Source organism: Pseudomonas sp. GM48 (genome assembly GCF_000282335.1).
Classification (GTDB): Bacteria; Pseudomonadota; Gammaproteobacteria; order Pseudomonadales; family Pseudomonadaceae; genus Aquipseudomonas.
On record NZ_AKJM01000108.1, the window covers coordinates 23,341 to 39,769 of the forward strand.

The 16,429-nt window shown below is 58.0% G+C and carries 17 protein-coding genes and 1 pseudogene; 10 read left to right on the forward strand and 8 right to left on the reverse strand.

Annotated elements, in window-relative coordinates:
* Window positions 1-2 precede the first annotated feature (2 nt).
* From PMI28_RS09950 to PMI28_RS09935, 5 genes are read left to right on the forward strand one after another with little or no spacing between them, the layout of a single operon-like run.
* Window positions 3-740, forward strand: coding sequence for a FliM/FliN family flagellar motor switch protein (locus PMI28_RS09950; RefSeq protein WP_007988868.1), 738 nt, complete (start codon window positions 3-5; stop codon window positions 738-740).
* Between the two features lie 14 nt (window positions 741-754).
* The gene (locus PMI28_RS09945; protein WP_007988870.1) at window positions 755-1,060 is read left to right on the forward strand and encodes a FliM/FliN family flagellar motor switch protein; all 306 of its coding nucleotides are present in this window, start codon (window positions 755-757) and stop codon (window positions 1,058-1,060) included.
* A complete protein-coding gene (locus tag PMI28_RS29800) occupies window positions 1,057-1,401 on the forward strand; it encodes a hypothetical protein (protein ID WP_007988872.1) in 345 nt (114 codons plus the stop codon). The genes PMI28_RS09945 and PMI28_RS29800 overlap by 4 nt, the downstream gene beginning before the upstream one ends.
* A gap of 10 nt (window positions 1,402-1,411) precedes the next feature.
* Window positions 1,412-2,134: a flagellar type III secretion system pore protein FliP gene (fliP, locus tag PMI28_RS09940; RefSeq protein ID WP_033063477.1), complete on the forward strand. Its 723-nt coding sequence runs from the start codon at window positions 1,412-1,414 to the stop codon at window positions 2,132-2,134.
* Between the two features lie 19 nt (window positions 2,135-2,153).
* The gene (locus tag PMI28_RS09935) at window positions 2,154-2,867 is read left to right on the forward strand and encodes a sigma-70 family RNA polymerase sigma factor (protein ID WP_007988881.1); all 714 of its coding nucleotides are present in this window, start codon (window positions 2,154-2,156) and stop codon (window positions 2,865-2,867) included.
* Window positions 2,868-3,088: 221 nt separating this feature from the next.
* On the opposite strand, the gene PMI28_RS0128750 is transcribed toward PMI28_RS09935, so the two are convergent.
* Window positions 3,089-3,268: a hypothetical protein gene (locus tag PMI28_RS0128750; protein ID WP_033063478.1), complete on the reverse strand. Its 180-nt coding sequence runs from the start codon at window positions 3,266-3,268 to the stop codon at window positions 3,089-3,091.
* A gap of 192 nt (window positions 3,269-3,460) precedes the next feature.
* Here PMI28_RS0128750 and PMI28_RS0128755 point away from each other — a divergent pair.
* Window positions 3,461-3,805 (forward strand): annotated as a pseudogene (locus PMI28_RS0128755) (LysR substrate-binding domain-containing protein); the annotation flags it as partial.
* A gap of 147 nt (window positions 3,806-3,952) precedes the next feature.
* On the opposite strand, the gene PMI28_RS09930 reads toward PMI28_RS0128755, so the two are convergent.
* From PMI28_RS09930 to PMI28_RS09920, 3 genes are all read right to left on the reverse strand, one after another.
* Window positions 3,953-4,681, reverse strand: a complete 729-nt coding sequence (locus PMI28_RS09930; RefSeq protein ID WP_007988885.1) for an aspartate/glutamate racemase family protein — start codon at window positions 4,679-4,681, stop codon at window positions 3,953-3,955.
* A gap of 56 nt (window positions 4,682-4,737) precedes the next feature.
* On the reverse strand, window positions 4,738-6,279 hold the full coding sequence (locus tag PMI28_RS09925) for an NCS1 family nucleobase:cation symporter-1 (protein WP_007988887.1): 1,542 nt from the start codon (window positions 6,277-6,279) through the stop codon (window positions 4,738-4,740).
* A gap of 564 nt (window positions 6,280-6,843) precedes the next feature.
* Window positions 6,844-7,584 (reverse strand): phosphoadenylyl-sulfate reductase, encoded by a 741-nt coding sequence (locus tag PMI28_RS09920; protein ID WP_007971943.1) that lies wholly within the window; start codon window positions 7,582-7,584, stop codon window positions 6,844-6,846.
* Window positions 7,585-7,759: 175 nt separating this feature from the next.
* Here PMI28_RS09920 and thrH point away from each other — a divergent pair, with 175 nt between their 5' ends.
* Window positions 7,760-8,377, forward strand: a complete 618-nt coding sequence (gene thrH, locus PMI28_RS09915; RefSeq protein ID WP_007988889.1) for a bifunctional phosphoserine phosphatase/homoserine phosphotransferase ThrH — start codon at window positions 7,760-7,762, stop codon at window positions 8,375-8,377.
* 125 nt (window positions 8,378-8,502) lie between these two features.
* On the opposite strand, the gene pabB is transcribed toward thrH, so the two are convergent.
* The 4 genes from pabB to rloA all read right to left on the reverse strand — a co-directional run bounded on the left by pabB (window position 8,503) and on the right by rloA (window position 13,146).
* Window positions 8,503-9,846, reverse strand: coding sequence for an aminodeoxychorismate synthase component I (gene pabB / locus PMI28_RS09910; protein ID WP_007988890.1), 1,344 nt, complete (start codon window positions 9,844-9,846; stop codon window positions 8,503-8,505).
* 236 nt (window positions 9,847-10,082) lie between these two features.
* A complete protein-coding gene (locus tag PMI28_RS09905; protein WP_007988891.1) occupies window positions 10,083-11,069 on the reverse strand; it encodes an alpha-L-glutamate ligase-like protein in 987 nt (328 codons plus the stop codon).
* Window positions 11,069-12,604: an osmotic stress tolerance membrane protein RloB gene (gene rloB / locus PMI28_RS09900; RefSeq protein WP_007988892.1), complete on the reverse strand. Its 1,536-nt coding sequence runs from the start codon at window positions 12,602-12,604 to the stop codon at window positions 11,069-11,071. The genes PMI28_RS09905 and rloB overlap by 1 nt, the downstream gene beginning before the upstream one ends.
* Window positions 12,605-12,609: 5 nt before the next feature.
* Complete coding sequence (gene rloA / locus PMI28_RS09895; RefSeq protein WP_033063480.1) at window positions 12,610-13,146, reverse strand: retropepsin-like aspartic peptidase RloA; 537 nt, start codon at window positions 13,144-13,146, stop codon at window positions 12,610-12,612.
* A 297-nt stretch (window positions 13,147-13,443) separates the two neighbouring features.
* On the opposite strand from rloA, the gene PMI28_RS09890 reads away from it, so the two are divergent.
* The 3 genes from PMI28_RS09890 (at window position 13,444) to prpC (ending at window position 16,346) form a co-directional block, all read left to right on the forward strand.
* On the forward strand, window positions 13,444-14,163 hold the full coding sequence (locus PMI28_RS09890) for a GntR family transcriptional regulator (protein ID WP_007988894.1): 720 nt from the start codon (window positions 13,444-13,446) through the stop codon (window positions 14,161-14,163).
* Window positions 14,160-15,050: a methylisocitrate lyase gene (gene prpB / locus PMI28_RS09885; protein ID WP_007988902.1), complete on the forward strand. Its 891-nt coding sequence runs from the start codon at window positions 14,160-14,162 to the stop codon at window positions 15,048-15,050. Before PMI28_RS09890 ends, prpB begins: the two co-directional genes overlap by 4 nt.
* A gap of 168 nt (window positions 15,051-15,218) precedes the next feature.
* On the forward strand, window positions 15,219-16,346 hold the full coding sequence (prpC, locus tag PMI28_RS09880) for a bifunctional 2-methylcitrate synthase/citrate synthase (RefSeq protein ID WP_007988910.1): 1,128 nt from the start codon (window positions 15,219-15,221) through the stop codon (window positions 16,344-16,346).
* The last annotated feature ends 83 nt before the right edge of the window (window positions 16,347-16,429 follow it).

A 16,429-nucleotide genomic window follows, 5' to 3' on the forward strand; every position in this document is an offset into this window, starting at 1 on the left:
CAATGAGGATGTTGGGATTTGTCGGCACGACTCGCCTGCGGATGGCATGTGATCGATTACCACCTGTGGCTCGGCACTGGTACGAGCAGTGGTGTTTTAGTGACGAACGCTACACGTGCGAGATGAGCTGTTCGGCCCTGGGCGATTCCAGTGAGTTGGCTTCGACACTGGTATGGCAGCGTGCAAAATCAGCCAATGGCTCGATCAGCCTGGCGGGTGATTGGCGGTCGATGATATTCGGGCCTTTTACCCATGAAGCGCCTGAAGACGAGACTGCCAGACACCTATTGCGCGAAGCCCAACTGGCCTTGATTAACAATGTACTTGAGGCCCTTGGGCAAAGCGCAATCTCCCTCTTGGCGGCCGAACCGTCCAGGCCATTCTCGGATTTGCTCAATGCTCAGGTACTGCTGCAACTGCGCGTTGGTCAATCGACACTGTATCTGTTGCTGGATGCGGCATTGCTTGATGCTGCGCTTGAACCTTCCGTTCCCCGCAAACCGTTGATCGAACGCAAGCAGGCATTGGGTAACGCCCGGGTGAAGCTGTCCGTGCGTTTGCCCTTGGCGAGCCTCTCCATCGGTGAGATGAGAGATCTGCATCCGGGGGATACCTTGCGGGCCAGTGCATTGTTAGCCGATCCAGTCTCGTTACAACTGACCGAAGGCCCAGTGGTGGCTGGCGGATACTTGGCCAAACAGAACGACCACTTAGCAGTGCAACTAATTTCCATCAAATAATCAGGAGCTTAAGCGTGAGCGCAACGGTAGATGCAATTGAACTCGATGAGGCCAGAATCGTGGCCAATGACGAGCTATCACCGCTGATTAAGCGGGACATGAATTTGATCAAACACGTGGTCGTGGAGTTGGTGGTTCAGATCGGTAACGCATCAATGAGCGTGGATGAGTTGTTCGCGCTCAAGGCTGGCGATGTGGTCAAGTTGTTGGAGCAGGTCCATGAACCGGCGTCGCTGTGCCTGGATGGAAAACCGGTTGCCCGGGGCAATCTGGTGGCAGTCGACGATAATTTCGGTATTCAGTTGACGGAAATATTGTGACGCCTGAAACCGTAGCTCAACCCCTCGGATTACCGCTGCGGCAGGACGATCCGCTGTCATTTGTTCTGATGATCAAGGTGATGCTGATCACGGTTTTGTTATTGGCAATTGTCTACGTCGTGATGCGCTGGTATGCGCGAAATCACGTGGGGATTGCCAGCGCTTCACCCGGCCCGGCCGAGTTGCAATGCGTACGTGCGTTGCGACTGTCAACCAAGACCAAGGTTTATCTGCTCAAGACAGAAACGTCCCAGGTTCTGGTCACTGAATCTTCTAACGGAACCACAGTGACCATTCTGTCTCAACATTCCTCATCTTCTGCATTGGATGCTCGCTCTTGATGTATTCGATATGACTCGCCGTTTGCTGTTTTTAGTGCTGAGTTGCTTTGCCTCATTCGCCACAGCAGCGGATGACTTCTCCGAATGGGGCAGCCTGCACATCAACCAGATCCAATCACCGGTCAGCATCGTTGTCTTGCTGACGGCGCTTTCGTTTTTACCTTTTTTGGTCATTTCCCTGACTACGTTCACGCGCAACATTGTGGTGTTGTCACTGACCAGGCAGGCATTGGGGTTGCAACAGACGCCACCGAATATCGTATTGATCGTGCTGTCGATGTTCCTGACGCTATTCGCCATGGCTCCAACCTTGGAAAAAGCCTATGACGCAGGCATCAAGCCGTTTCTTGCAAACAAGGTGGGACTTGACGGCGCAGCGCTGCAGGGTTGGGTGCCGATCCGTGATTTCATGATCAGGCAAACCCATGAAGAAGATCTGCGTCTGATTTATGAGTTGGCCAAGGATCCGCTGCCACAAGAGCCGGAAGGGCTGTCCCCGGTAAAACTGGTGCCGGCATTTATGTTGAGTGAACTGAAAATAGCTTTTCAGATCGGCTTTATGATCTTCCTGCCGTTCTTGATCATCGATCTGGTCGTGGCGTCAATTCTGATGTCCTTGGGGATGATCATGGTGCCGCCCATTACAATTTCTCTGCCGTTGAAAATCATGCTGTTTCTGTTGATCGATGGATGGGGCCTGATCGCCCAGACGTTGATGCGCAATCTCGGTTAGGCCAAAGGTGGAGCCTTCCATGGAGACGGATAACACCAGCAATGAAGGTAATGATGAGCAAGCCTTGTGGCGTAATTGGCTGGACGGCAAAACAGATGCGGCCCGGAGCCGGTTGTTCTTTTTTTACGGCCAATGGCTTCGGATGATTGTCGGATTTTTATATTCCCGCTATCCGCATCCACTGGCGGAATGGGGCGATTATGTGAACCTGGCGTCGATTGGTCTGTTGCAGGCAATCGATCGGTTTAATCCTGAATTGAGTACCCGTTTCCAGTCTTATGCCGAACCCTATGTAAAGGGCAACGTCCTCAAAGGGTTGTCTTGTTATGTGAGCGATCAGCGTCGCTATTATCGAGAGCGGCTAGAGAGTATTTCCGGTACGCAGGTGGATGGGCGAACTGAGTCCGATCTGGAGCAGGTGGCGAACGTCGCTATTGGCTTGGCATTCGGGTTGTTTCTGGAGTCCGGCATTGTCGACCAGGAACCTAAGGATAATAACCCGCTGAGCCTCTACGAAGTGGAGCGTGAGAGCGACACGTTGAACGAGTGTGTGAAGCTTCTTTCGGCGAATGAAAGGCAAGTCATTCAAGGCCATTATCACCAGCATTTAAGCTTTATAGAAATAAGTGAGCTAATGGGTGTTTCAAAGTCACGGATTTCACAGCTGCATGCCCAGGCACTGAAAAACATTCGGGCTAGCCACGAAAGATTAATAGCAGGGGGGAGCTGGTAGCATCGGTGGGACGATTTACCTGTTCTCAAGTGAGGGGGGTAACAAGGAAGCAAGTGGTAATTTCGAAGCCGATCCAAACTCTCAATAAAGATGAGTCAAGAATCCTCGGCGTTATCAGCGCCAATGCGAGCTATCAAGCTTGCCCCATAGACCTGCATGGGTTTTTCAGGCTTCAGTCGCAACCTGGTACGCAATGCATTTGCGCATACGGCATCGGTTTGTCAGAGCTGCATTGCCATTGCCATTGCCATTGCAATCTCCAGCCAATTTAGGTTAGCCGGCTTGGCGAGATCTAGATCGTGTTGCTCGAAGCCAAATTCCAGACAGCTGCCAAGTTCCTTCACATCTCCGACAGAAGTGCCGTACAGCATGTGCCTATGCAGCAGCTCGATGCGCAACATCGCCCCTTTGGACTGGTTTCATTCCAAAATCTAAAGACCTCGTTTTATTTTCTAATGATCACCGAAGGCCGTGTAGACCATAGTTGCGATAGTCCGTGTAAACCAAAAGTTTATAGTGGCGCTTATGGAAACCTTCAGCAGTATCGAATGCTTTGTGCGCAGTGCCGAGGTTGGCAGCTTTGCTGAAGCGGCGCGCCGCAAACCGGTCGTGTGCGCTCTTGGCAGTTGACCCATCGCCATCAGCACCATAACCCGTTGACACTCAAGGCACGGATGACCATGAGCGATTCCGAGGCAGCCTGCGCCACGGCAGCACAGGGCCTGGGCATTGCGCTGGTGAGCATGCCGTTTGCGGTGGGCTATCTGGAAACGGGCCGGTTGCTGCGGGTGTTGCCGGACTGGTATGTCGATGATGGCAACATTTCTATCTACTATGCTGAACAAAAACTGCTGCCTGGCAAGACCCGGGCATTTGTCGATTTCATCATTGAACAGTTTGCCGAGCGGGGGTTGGGGCAGAGGTTTAGTGCTCTTTGAGTCAGGCTCAGGACCGAGGTGCTGCATTCGCGAGCAAGCCCGCTCCCACATTTGATCTGTTGTGAATGCAAAAATTGTGTTCACTGGAGATCCAGTGTGGGAGCGGGCTTGCTCGCGAAGGGGGCAACTCGGTCAACAGTTGCGAACTCAGCGGGCAAACCGCCCCGGCCAGCCTATGATGTTTTTCGGCCGCGGCGTCGCATACGTCCGCACTTTCGACGTCGACAACCCCAACCGAACCAGGGACTCGGCAATAGTCACCGCCGCCGTCACGCCGTCCACTACCGGCACGCCGGTACGCCGGCGAATCTGTTCGTCCAGCCCGGCCATGCCGCCGCAGCCCAGGCAAATCACTTCGGCCTTGTCCTGGGTCACTGCCAGTTCCGCCTGATGCACGATGGCCTCCAGTGCGCGCTGTGGTTCGTGTTCCAGTTCCAGCACGGCCAAACCACTGGCCCGCACTGAGGCGCAGCGGTCCCACAGGCCGGAGAGCTTGAGGCGGTCTTCGATCAGCGGCACGGTGCGGTCGAGGGTGGTGACCACGGAATAGGCGTGACCGAGAAACATCGCCGTGCTGGCGGCAGCATCGGTGATATCCACCACCGGTACGTTGAGCAGTTCCTGCAAACCTTCGCGGCCGTGCTCGCCGTAGCCGGCCTGGATCACCGCGTCGAATGGCTGGTCGTAGGACATCACCCGGTCCATGACCGCGATGGCCGCCAGGTAACTTTCGAAATTGCCTTCGATAGAGTCAGCGCCGAAGTGCGGGGTGAGGCCGACGATTTCCGTGCCGGGTGAGGCCACGGCCTGCGCCGAGCGGGCGATGGCCTGGGTGATGGATTCGGTGGTGTTGACGTTGACCACGAGAATGCGCATGGGAAGTCCTTATTGCAGGTGGTTCTGCGGCCCGACAACGTCGGGCCGCAGCAGGTTTAATGGCTGACGTTGTCGACCGCGATGGCTTCGCCGCTGACATCGGCGTAGTGCGGTTGGCGCTTGGCGATGATCAGGTAGAGCATCCCGGCGATGCCGGCACCAATCAGCCAGGAGAATGGCGATACGCTGTGGAATCCAGGCACCAGCGCCAGGACGATGGCGATCAGGGCGGCGGGAATGAACGCCGCCACGGCGCGCAAATTGACCCCGCGACTGTAGTAATACGCGCCGTTCGGGTCTTCGCTGTACAACTGCGGCACGTTGACCTGGCCTTTTCGAATCAGCCAGTAGTCGACCATGATCACGCCGTACAACGGGCCGAGCAGGGCACCGAGGCCGGACAGGAAGTACACGATCACCAGCGGACTGTTGTAGAGGTTCCACGGCAGGATCAGCACGGCGATGGTTGCGCTGATCAAGCCGGCACGGCGGAACGTCAGGTATTTCGGCGCCAGGTTACTGAGCACGAAGGCCGGGGCGACGAAGTTGGCCATGATGTTCACCGCCACGGTGACGATCAGGAACGCCAGGCAACCGAGCACCAGGAAGAATGTGTTGGGGATCGAGGCGATGATTTCGGTCGGGCTTTCGATGATTCGGCCATTGATCTGAAATTGCGCGCCGCACAGCAGGACGGTGATGCTGGCAAACACCAGAATATTTACCGGCAAGCCCCAGAAATTTCCGACCTTGATGGTCTTGCGGCACGGCGAAGAGCGGGCGAAGTCGCAGAAGTTGAGGATCAAGGTGCCGTAGATCGCCAGCCACAGTGCGCCACCGGCAAAGATATTGCGCCACATCTCGGACCCGGTCAGCGGCTCGCGGATCGACCAGGCGATAGTCGCATCGGCCTGGGTGTACATCCACGCGGCGAGAGCGGCGACGGTCAGCAGAATCACCGGGCCGGCAAACGCCTCGTAGCGCCGCACCATCTCCATGCCATAGGCAAGGATCGCCAGTTGCACGAACCAGATCGCCACGAAACACACCCAGCCCAGGGTCGACAGGCCGAGGATCGAGTTGTGGTCGTAGTCGGCGAATCCGGGATGGACCGCCGTCAACAACACGCGAAACACCACCGAGGCCAGGTACGTCTGAATACCGAACCAGGCGATGGCGATAACGGCGCGGATCAATGCAGGAATTTGCGCACCGTGAATGCCGAAACTGATGCGGCTGATGACCGGAAACGGCACCCCGGTCTTCTGTCCCATGTAGCCGGACAGGTTCATGAAGCAATACACCAGCGCCGCACCGATCCCCAGGGACAACAGGATCTGCCAGCCGCCCAGGCCCAGGGCATACAGGCCGATGGCAAACGAGTAGTTGGCGATGTTGTGAACGTCGTTGGTCCACAGGGCAAAGATACTGTAGCGACCCCAGCGCCGACCTTCGGCCTTGGTCGGTGCCAGGTCTTTGTTGTGCAGTCGGGGACTGAGCACGACGGGGACGTGATGCGCTTGACTGTCGGTCGTGTGGGGGGAATGGGAGGAGGGTAGATCCAGCGCGATTTTGTTATTGGAGAGACTAGTACGCATTCCGGCAGGCTCCTGATGCTCGACGCCGCGATGACTGTGCATGAGCGTTGGCTCGACAAATCTTCGTCGCGGGTGGCGAATATCATTGGTTACGGGGCATCTGCAGCCTGTACGGGATAGGGCGCTTCAGGCTTGCGGATCTAAAGTGTGTGTATGTTTTGAGTTGATTGTATACAAAACATGTATGCACTTAAGCCAGATCCATGCCAGTCAGGATTCTATAAAAGCCAGTGCTCATTTCGTTTTGTTATCGAAAGCAGATAACTGACTGAAAAACAGAAAATTTAAATTGACCGGTTGAACAGGTATTTATTTTTTTGAGAGGGGCTTGGGCGAGGCGGGGGGAAAGGAGATGTAACTTTTTGGGGCGCAGAAACTAAAAGTGCACACACAAATGGCACCTACGGTGACATTCGTGTGTACACATTTTTTGTGGGCTGACACTAACCAGTGTGGGAGCGGGCTTGCTCGCGAAAGCGTCGGGTCAGTCGATACATTTACTGACTGATACACCGCCTTCGCGAGCAAGCCCGCTCCCACAGGGGTATTTCACAAGGCTTGGGATCAGGCTTTCGACTTGCTGATGATGTTCCCGGCATGCAACCCGCATTCTTTCTGCGTCGCTTCTTCCCACCACCAGCGGCCTTCACGCTCATGCTGGTTCGGCAGTACCGGGCGGGTGCAGGGTTCGCAGCCGATGCTGATGAAACCGCGTTCGTGCAGGCTGTTGTAAGGCAGTTCCAGCATGCGGATGTAACCCCAGATCTCTTCGCTGGTCATTTGCGCCAGCGGGTTGAACTTGTACAGGGTGCGTTCCGGGGTGGAGAACGCGGTGTCGATTTCCATCACCGCGACGGCGCTACGGGTGCCGGGGCTCTGGTCCCGACGCTGGCCGGTGGCCCAGGCTTTTACGCCTGACAGCTTGCGGCGCAATGGTTCGATCTTGCGGATGCCGCAGCATTCGCCATGGCCGTCCTTGTAGAAGCTGAACAGGCCTTTTTCCTTCACGAACGGTTCAAGTTTGGTGTAGTCCGGCGACACCAGTTCGATGTCGATCTTGTAGTGCTCGCGCACCTGATCGATGAAGCGATACGTCTCGGGGTGCAAGCGGCCGGTGTCGAGGCTGAATACCTTGACGTTTTTGTTCAGCTTCCAGGCCATGTCCACCAGCACCACGTCTTCGGCACCGCTGAAAGATATCCACAGGTCATCACCGAACTCGGCAAACGCGAGTTTCAGGATGTCCTGGGCGGATTTGTTGGCATAGGTCGTGGCGAGTTCCACGACGTCGAACGTTGGGCTCATCAGGGCGGCTTCCTACAGGTCGGTGGCGCTGGGCGCTCTATATGGGGTCGATGGTAACAAAAAGCTGCACCGGCCGGGGGACATCCTCTGCGTTGCGCAGGCAGGCCCGAATCGCTAGAGTTCGGCAGTCTTTTTGCTCGCTCGACTCAATAATCAATACAAATGGGAGTGTCTTGTGGAAATTGCCTGTCTGGATCTTGAAGGTGTGCTGGTCCCGGAAATCTGGATCGCCTTCGCCGAAAAAACCGGGATCGAATCCCTCAGGGCCACCACCCGGGACATTCCCGACTATGACGTGCTGATGAAGCAACGCCTGCGGATACTCGACGAGCACGACCTGAAGCTCTCCGACATTCAAGAAGTGATCGCCACGCTCAAGCCGCTGGATGGCGCCATCGAGTTCGTCGACTGGCTGCGTGAGCGCTTCCAGGTGGTGATCCTGTCGGACACTTTTTATGAGTTCTCCCAGCCGCTGATGCGTCAGCTGGGCTTCCCGACCTTGCTCTGCCATCGTCTGATTACCGACGACAGTGGGCGAGTCACTGGCTACCAACTGCGTCAGAAAGATCCCAAGCGTCAGTCGGTCCTGGCCTTCAAGAGCCTCTACTACCGGGTGATCGCGGCGGGGGATTCCTACAACGACACCACGATGCTGGGCGAGGCCGATGCCGGGATTCTGTTCCATGCGCCGGATAACGTGATCGCCGAGTTCCCGCAGTTCGCGGCGGTGCACACGTTTGAAGCATTGAAGCAGGAGTTCATCAAGGCTTCGAACCGGACCTTGAGCCTGTAAGCACATTTCCTGTAGGAGCGAGCTTGCTCGCGATGGTCGTCAACGATAACGCGGCAAGACTGACACCCCGCGGCGTTTTCAGGTTCATCGCGAGCAAGCTCGCTCCTACAGGGGCGGGTGGTGTGTCAGAGGTTTTGCAGGGTATCGAGCAGCACCTTCACCTTGGTGATCGATTCCTGATATTCGGCCTGCCACTCCGAGTCCGCGACAATCCCGCCACCACCCCAGCAACACACCTGGCCGTCCTTGACCAGCAAACTGCGGATGGCGATGGAACTGTCCATCTCACCGCGCACGTCCAGGTACACCAATGAACCGCAATACAGCCCGCGCCGGGTCGGTTCCAGCTCATCGATGATCTGCATGGCGCGAATCTTTGGCGCACCGGTAATCGAGCCGCCGGGAAAGCTGCCGGCGATCAGGTCCAGGGCATCACGGCCGTCCGCCAGTTCACCGGTGACGCTGCTCACCAGGTGATGCACGTTCGGATAGCTTTCCAGGCTGAACAATTCCGGTACCCGGACCGAACCGGTGCGGCAGGTGCGACCGAGGTCATTGCGCAGCAGGTCGACGATCATCAGGTTTTCCGCTCGATCCTTGGGACTGGCCAGCAGTTCGGCGGCGTTCGCGGCGTCTTGCTTAGGCGTCAGGCCCCGAGGGCGGGTGCCCTTGATCGGGCGGGTTTCCACATGGCCCTGGCTGACTTTGACGAAGCGTTCCGGCGACAGGCTGAGTACGGCAGCGCCGTCAGGCAAACTCTGGAAACCGGAAAAAGGCGTGGGGCACGCGGCGCGCAGTGCGCAGTACGCGGCCCACGAATCACCCTGGCAGGGCGCGCGAAACCGTTGGGCGAAATTGACCTGATAGCAGTCGCCGGCCTGAATGTATTGCTGAATGCGCTCGATTGCCTGTCGGTACTCGTCAGCGCTCAAGTCGGCAGTCATCGGGGTGAGCAGTTTGAAGGGCGCGCCCACTTCCGCAGCAGGCTGGCTGAACAGCTCGATCAGGCGCTGACGCTCGCTGTCCGGCAGAGTCGGGTGGAACACCAATTGACTGGTCAGCGAATGGTGATCGCTAATCAATGCCCAGCCGTACAAGCCGAAACGTGCGTCAGGCAGTTGCAGGTCGTCCCGAGCCTGGCTCGGCAGGCGCTCCAGATGTCGGCCGAAATCGTAACTCAGGTAGCCGATCAATCCACCGACAAACGGCAACTCGTAGGGCGCCGGCAGAGTGGCTTCGCCCAGGCGTGTCAGGTTATCGCGCAGGCGTTGCAGGAAATCGTCGCCACTTTCGTCAGGCGATACCGTCAGTTGTTCCAGCGGCCAGGCGCTGAGCAGGTCATAGCGACCGCGGTCCGCACTGGGGCGGCCGCTGTCGAGCAGCACGGCACCGGGGGCATGGCGAATCGCCGCGAAGTACTCGGCGGGGTTGGCACGATAGGGCAGCGGGTGTACGGAGCAGGTCAACATGGGTGGGGGAGATCAGCCATCGAGGCGGGGTGGCGATTGTAGTCCTCTGCAGGATTTGGTCCTAGAGGGGTGTCGGAAAGAAGCATATGGATAACGGCTGAAATAAAACGCTGTGGCGAGGGAGCTTGCTCCCGTTCGGCGGCGCAGCCGTCGCAAACCCGGCTGACTCGGTCTACCTGATAAACCAGAGGGCCGCTGCGCAGCCCAACGGGAGCAAGCTCCCTCGCCACAAAAAATCAGCCCTCGACCGCAGGAATATGCCCAAACATCTCTTGAACAAACGCCACGCGCTCCCCGACGGTTTCAGTCACGCCACGGGCCTTCAGGTCTTCCAGTCGCGCCTCGACCGCATGAGTACGCGACGTCAGGCCGCAGTCGTTGGCAATCTGGATATTCAGCCCTGGCCGGGCGTTGAGCTCAAGAATCAGCGGGCCTTTGTCCTGGTCCAGGACCATGTCGACACCGATGTAGCCCAGCCCGCACAACTCATAACAGCCAGCGGCGAGTTTCATGAAACCGTCCCAGTAGGGCAGTTGCACACCGTCAACGGCGTTAGTGGTGTCCGGGTGTTTGTTGATAATGTTGTTCAGCCAGGTGCCGCGCAGGGTCAGGCCGGTGGCCAGGTCCACGCCGACGCCGATGGCGCCCTGGTGCAGGTTGGCCTTGCCGTTGGACTGGCGCGTCGGGAGACGCAACATGGCCATCACCGGGTAACCCATCAAAACAATGATGCGAATATCCGGCACGCCTTCATAACTGATGCTTTTGAAAATCTGGTCAGGAATCACGCGGTATTCGATCAGCGCCCGGTCGCGGTGGCCGCCGAGGGAGTACAGGCCGGTCAGGATGCTGGAAATCTGGTGCTCGATTTCTTCATGGCTGATGATCTTGCCGGACACCGTGCGGTAACGACCCTCGAAGCGGTCGGCGATCACCAGGATGCCGTCGCCACCAGCGCCCTGCGCCGGTTTGATCACGAAATCATTGCGTGCGCCGATGATCTCTTCGAGATTGTCGATTTCCTTTTCGGTGGAGATCACGCCATACAGCTCGGGCACATGGATGCCGGCAGCGATGGCGCGCTCCTTGGTGATGATCTTGTCATCGACGATCGGGTACAGGCTGCGCTTGTTGTACTTGAGCACGTAGTCTGCGTTGCGCCGGTTGATCCCCATGATGCCCTGGGCTTCCAGGGCCTTCCAGGTTTTCCAGAAGCCGAACATCAGGCGTCAACCTTTTTCAGGAAGGCCTTGAAACGCACCAGTTCGGTCAGGCGATAACCGCGATAACGACCCATGGCCAGCATGAAACCCACCAGGATCAGCAGGATCGCCGGGAAAGTGAACACGAAGTACACCAGTTCCGGCACGGTCATGATCAGGTGCGCCAGGGACGCGGCGAACAGCGTGCCGATGGCCACTTTCATGGCATGGCCGCCGCCGCGTTCTTCCCAGGTGATCGACAGGCGTTCGATGGTCATGGTCAGGATCACCATCGGGAACAGCGCCACCGACAAGCCGCGCTCCAGGCCGAGTTTATGGCTGAACAGGCTGATGGCCGCGATCAACACCACCACAAAGGTCAGCACCACCGACAGCCTCGGCAGCATTTGCAGCTTCAGGTGTTCGAGGTAGGACCGTAGCGAAAGCCCCAGCGCCGTGATGATGGTAAACAGCATGATGCCGAAACCGAGCTGGGTTTCGCGGAAGGCCAGGGCGATCAGCACCGGGGTGAAGGTGCCCAGGGTCTGGATGCCGACCAGGTTGCGCAGGATCAGGATCACCAGCACGCCGATCGGGATCATCACCATGATCATGAAGGTCTGCTGGGTTTCCAGCGGCAGGCCGTACAGCGAGTATTCGAGGAAGTTGGCGTCGGTGTTTTCGTCGGTCAGCTTGGCCAGGCGAATGGCGTTCATTTCGCTGTTGTTCAGGCTGAAGGTCACGTTGGCTTTCTTGCCGCCATCGACGGTGATCAGGTTTTCGTCGCCGGTCCACCACAGCAGGCGGTCGGTCGGCAGGCCCTGTTCACCGGTTTCCGGATTGAAGTACAGCCAGTCGGTGCCGTTGAAACTGCGCAGCCACAGTTCCGGCATTTGCGGCTGGTCGGCTACCAGGCGGATGGTGTGGACTTTTTCGATCGGGACGTGGGCGATGGACAGTAGCAACTCGACGATTTTCGCCTTGTGCGCGGTGGATGGATCACCGGCCAGCAGCAGTTTCACGTTGTCGTCATTGAGATTGTTGACCCGCTTGATGGCTTCGCCGACAAAGGTTTCGACGTCGGCCGAGTGCTGGCGAATCGGGGCAAGCAGGGCTTCGGCGGCGATTTTTTCCGGGCCTTCGATGGTCATGCTGTCGCGGAAGGTCGGGCCTTTGATCTTGGCTTTTTCGCCGGAGTAACGCTTGGTCAGCACGAGGCGGTAATACAGCGTCTGATTACCTTTGGCCCGGCGTGCCGACCAGGTGACCTTGCGGTTGCCGTCGACCCGGTTCACAGCCACGCCGTAGTTATTGGAGATGAAGCTCTCGTTGAGGCTGACGAAGTCGCGGCTCAGCGGCGGCACGAACATCTGGATCTTGACCGGGTCCTTGGCACTGGCGACGAACTCGACCTTGGCGTCGATGTTCCACAGGTCGTCAGTGGCATCTTCGGTCACTGGGATGCCCAGGACGAAGATCTGATAGGCCGTAACTGAAATGCCCAGCACCACCAGGATGGCGATCAGCAGTTTCAGATGAAGGGTAAGAGAGCGCATTTGAATTACTCGGCGGTATAAGCGTCGGTGGTGCAGGCGGGTTTGCCGGCAGCATATTTAAGGCTGGGGTCAACCAGTGCATCGAAGCGTTTGAGCGCTTCGGAGCCAATCAGTAGCGGGTATTGGAAAGCGCTGCGGTCGGTCAGGTTCACTTCGATGCTGCGCAGGGCCGAGCCCATGCAAATGTCCAGCTCGATCACCGGACGAGCGGTGTACTTCTTGCCTTCCTCCGGGTCGTAGTCGCCGGCCCGGCGCTTGATCTTGCTGACACGGGCCAACGGGCGTTCGATCGGGTGCGAATGGGCGGCGTCGATGGCCAGGTAGAAACGCACCCACGACTCGCCGTTGCGTTTGAAACGCTTGATATCCCGCGCACTCAGGGAAGCGGTTTTCGCCCCGGTGTCGAGTTTTGCCGCCACTTCCAGATTGATGCCATTGAGCGATGCGTACTCATTAAGGCCATACACAGTCTTTTCCCCGGCCATTGCGAAACCAGGCAGACAAAGGAAACAAAGGAGGGCAGGGAAGGGCTTGAGTCTCATAAATCCTGATGCGCAGCGGTACGACTTGATTCAAGGCCCTGGCATCGCTGCGCAAGCTCCCTCGTATGCCTATCAGGGTTTTATGACAGACAGTGCAGATGTGACAAACAAATGCGGGCGGCATTCTAGCACGGTGGTTTGTTGGCGCCAGCGCTGGCCGGTGGCTATAAATAGATGGGTTGCTTCGTTATGGTGCAGCCGGCTATCAGAAGATTGTCGACAATATCGATTTATGCTTTGACTGTGGCGCCAGTATTCGCTAGTTTTTGCGGCACTGGCTCACAAGGTGTCGACAATATGCTGGATCAACTCGATCCCCCGGTTTTAGCGCAAGACGATACGGAGACCCTGTCCGAGAACGTCTTCCGACGCATTCAGGCGGCTATCGTCAAAGGCGATATCGCCCCGGGCAGCAAGATCTCCGAACCGGAACTGGCGCGCACCTACGGCATCAGCCGTGGTCCGTTGCGCGAGGCCATCCACCGTCTGGAAGGCCAACGCCTGCTGGTCCGTGTGCCGCACGTCGGCGCACGGGTGGTCTCGCTCAATCACGCCGAGCTGATTGAGCTATACGAAATCCGCGAATCCCTGGAAGGCATGGCCTGTCGCCTGGCCGCCGAGCGCATGAGCGTCGAAGAAATCGACGAATTGCGTCGGGTCCTGGAAACCCATGAGCGCGATGAAGCGTTTCAGGCCGGCCGAGGCTATTACCAGCAGGAAGGCGATTTCGATTTTCATTACCGAATCATCCAGGGCAGCGGCAACCGCACGCTGACCCAAATGCTCTGCGGCGAGCTCTATCAGCTGGTGCGAATGTACCGCATCCAGTTTTCCACCACACCCAATCGCCCGCACCAGGCGTTCGCCGAGCACCACCGCATTCTCGATGCCATCGCCGACCGTGACGGTGAGCTGGCCGAGTTGTTGATGCGCCGTCACATCGGCGCCTCCAAACGCAATATCGCCCGTCACTACCAGGACGGCGTTAACCCGACAGCCAAACGAGGTGAGTCATGAGTTTGAACAAGAGCACACCAGGCCAGCGTTTCCGCGATGCGGTCGCCAGCGAACATCCACTGCAAGTGGTCGGTGCGATCAACGCCAACCACGCGCTGCTGGCCAAGCGCGCCGGTTTCAAGGCGATCTACCTGTCGGGTGGCGGGGTGGCTGCCGGCTCCCTCGGCGTGCCTGACCTGGGCATTACCGGCCTGGATGACGTGCTGACCGACGTGCGCCGTATCACCGATGTCTGCGACCTGCCATTGCTGGTGGACGTGGACACCGGTTTCGGTTCCTCGGCGTTCAACGTTGCTCGCACCGTCAAGTCGATGATCAAGTTCGGCGCGGCGGCGATTCACATCGAAGACCAGGTCGGCGCCAAGCGTTGCGGCCACCGTCCTAATAAAGAAATCGTGACCCAGCAGGAAATGGTCGACCGCATCAAGGCGGCCGTCGATGCGCGTACCGATGACAGCTTTGTGATCATGGCCCGTACCGACGCCCTGGCGGTGGAAGGTCTGGAGTCTGCCCTGGATCGCGCCGCGGCGTGCATCGAAGCCGGCGCCGACATGGTGTTCCCGGAAGCCATCACCGAACTTGAAATGTACAAGTTGTTCGCCAGCCGCGTGAAAGCGCCGATCCTGGCCAACATCACCGAATTCGGCGCGACGCCGCTGTACACCACCGAGCAGCTTGCTGCGGCGGATGTATCGCTGGTGCTGTACCCGCTGTCGGCGTTCCGCGCCATGAACAAGGCTGCAGAAAACGTCTACACCGCGATCCGTCGCGATGGCACGCAACAGAACGTCATCGACACCATGCAGACGCGCATGGAGCTTTACGATCGCATCGACTACCACACCTTCGAGCAGAAGCTCGATGCGTTGTTTGCGTCAAAGAAATAATTGTAGGAGCGAGCTCGCTCGCGATGGTCGCTAACGATGACGCGGGAAAATTGGTACCCCGCGGTGTACGGTCCACCATCGCGAGCAAGCTCGCTCCTACAGAGGTCGGGGTGAATCCCGATCAATAAATTTGCCGATTCCCTAACAAATTCAAGATTGGAGACTGCAATGGCCGAAGCAAAAGTACTCAGTGGCGCCGGGCTCCGTGGCCAGGTTGCCGGGCAAACCGCACTGTCCACCGTGGGCCAGTCGGGTGCCGGTCTGACTTATCGTGGTTACGACGTTCGTGAACTGGCGGCTGGCGCACAGTTTGAAGAAGTAGCTTACCTGCTGCTGTACGGGGAACTGCCGAACCAAGCACAACTGAACGCCTACATCAGCAAGCTGAGCAAGCTGCGTGATCTGCCGCAAGCGCTGAAAGAAGTGCTGGAACGCATCCCCGCCGATGCCCACCCGATGGACGTGATGCGCACGGGCTGCTCGTTCCTGGGCAACCTCGAGCCGGAGAACAACTTCTCCGAGCAGCACGACAAAACCGACCGCCTGCTGGCTGCATTCCCGGCGATCATGACTTACTGGTATCACTTCAGCCACGAAGGCAAGCGCATCGACTGCGTGAGCGACGAGCAGTCCATCGGTGGCCACTTCCTGCACCTGCTGCACGGCAAGAAACCGAGCGAGCTGCACGTCAAGGTGATGAACGTTTCGCTGATTCTCTACGCAGAGCACGAGTTCAACGCGTCGACCTTCACTGCGCGTGTTTGCGCGTCGACCCTGTCCGACCTGTATTCTTGTATCACCGCGGCCATCGGCTCGCTGCGCGGCCCGCTGCACGGCGGCGCCAACGAAGCGGCAATGGAAATGATCGAGCGCTTCTCGTCGCCGGAAGAGGCGATCAAAGGCACCCTCGGCATGCTCGAACGCAAGGACAAGATCATGGGCTTCGGCCACGCGATCTATAAGGACAACGATCCGCGCAACGAGGTGATCAAGGGCTGGTCGAAAAAACTCGCTGACGAAGTGGGCGACAAGGTGTTGTTCCCGGTGTCCGAAGCCATCGACAAGACGATGTGGGAGCAAAAGAAGTTGTTCCCGAACGCCGACTTCTACCATGCCTCGGCGTACCACTTCATGGGCATCCCGACCAAGTTGTTCACACCGATTTTCGTCTGCTCGCGCCTGACCGGCTGGGCCGCCCACGTGTACGAACAACGCGCCAACAACCGCATCATCCGTCCAAGCGCCGAATACACCGGCGTTGAACAGCGCAAGTTCGTACCAATCGAACAACGCTGAATGGTGGAGGGCTGCCGCGCTGGTTACTGAATGAACCGGGAACCACTGTGGGAGCGGGCTTGCTCGCGAAGACGGACTGACAT

What these genes read in the sequence shown, in the direction of transcription:
- PMI28_RS09950 (WP_007988868.1), top strand. Translation starts at nt 3, where the DNA reads ATGAGGATGTTGGGATTTGTCGGCACGACTCGCCTGCGGATGGCATGT.
- fliP (WP_033063477.1), top strand. Translation starts at nt 1,412, where the DNA reads ATGACTCGCCGTTTGCTGTTTTTAGTGCTGAGTTGCTTTGCCTCATTC.
- PMI28_RS09935 (WP_007988881.1), top strand. Translation starts at nt 2,154, where the DNA reads ATGGAGACGGATAACACCAGCAATGAAGGTAATGATGAGCAAGCCTTG.
- PMI28_RS0128750 (WP_033063478.1), bottom strand. Translation starts at nt 3,268, where the DNA reads ATGTTGCGCATCGAGCTGCTGCATAGGCACATGCTGTACGGCACTTCT.
- PMI28_RS09930 (WP_007988885.1), bottom strand. Translation starts at nt 4,681, where the DNA reads ATGCGCATTCTCGTGGTCAACGTCAACACCACCGAATCCATCACCCAG.
- PMI28_RS09925 (WP_007988887.1), bottom strand. Translation starts at nt 6,279, where the DNA reads ATGCGTACTAGTCTCTCCAATAACAAAATCGCGCTGGATCTACCCTCC.
- PMI28_RS09920 (WP_007971943.1), bottom strand. Translation starts at nt 7,584, where the DNA reads ATGAGCCCAACGTTCGACGTCGTGGAACTCGCCACGACCTATGCCAAC.
- pabB (WP_007988890.1), bottom strand. Translation starts at nt 9,846, where the DNA reads ATGTTGACCTGCTCCGTACACCCGCTGCCCTATCGTGCCAACCCCGCC.
- PMI28_RS09905 (WP_007988891.1), bottom strand. Translation starts at nt 11,069, where the DNA reads ATGTTCGGCTTCTGGAAAACCTGGAAGGCCCTGGAAGCCCAGGGCATC.
- rloB (WP_007988892.1), bottom strand. Translation starts at nt 12,604, where the DNA reads ATGCGCTCTCTTACCCTTCATCTGAAACTGCTGATCGCCATCCTGGTG.
- rloA (WP_033063480.1), bottom strand. Translation starts at nt 13,146, where the DNA reads ATGAGACTCAAGCCCTTCCCTGCCCTCCTTTGTTTCCTTTGTCTGCCT.
- PMI28_RS09890 (WP_007988894.1), top strand. Translation starts at nt 13,444, where the DNA reads ATGCTGGATCAACTCGATCCCCCGGTTTTAGCGCAAGACGATACGGAG.
- prpB (WP_007988902.1), top strand. Translation starts at nt 14,160, where the DNA reads ATGAGTTTGAACAAGAGCACACCAGGCCAGCGTTTCCGCGATGCGGTC.
- prpC (WP_007988910.1), top strand. Translation starts at nt 15,219, where the DNA reads ATGGCCGAAGCAAAAGTACTCAGTGGCGCCGGGCTCCGTGGCCAGGTT.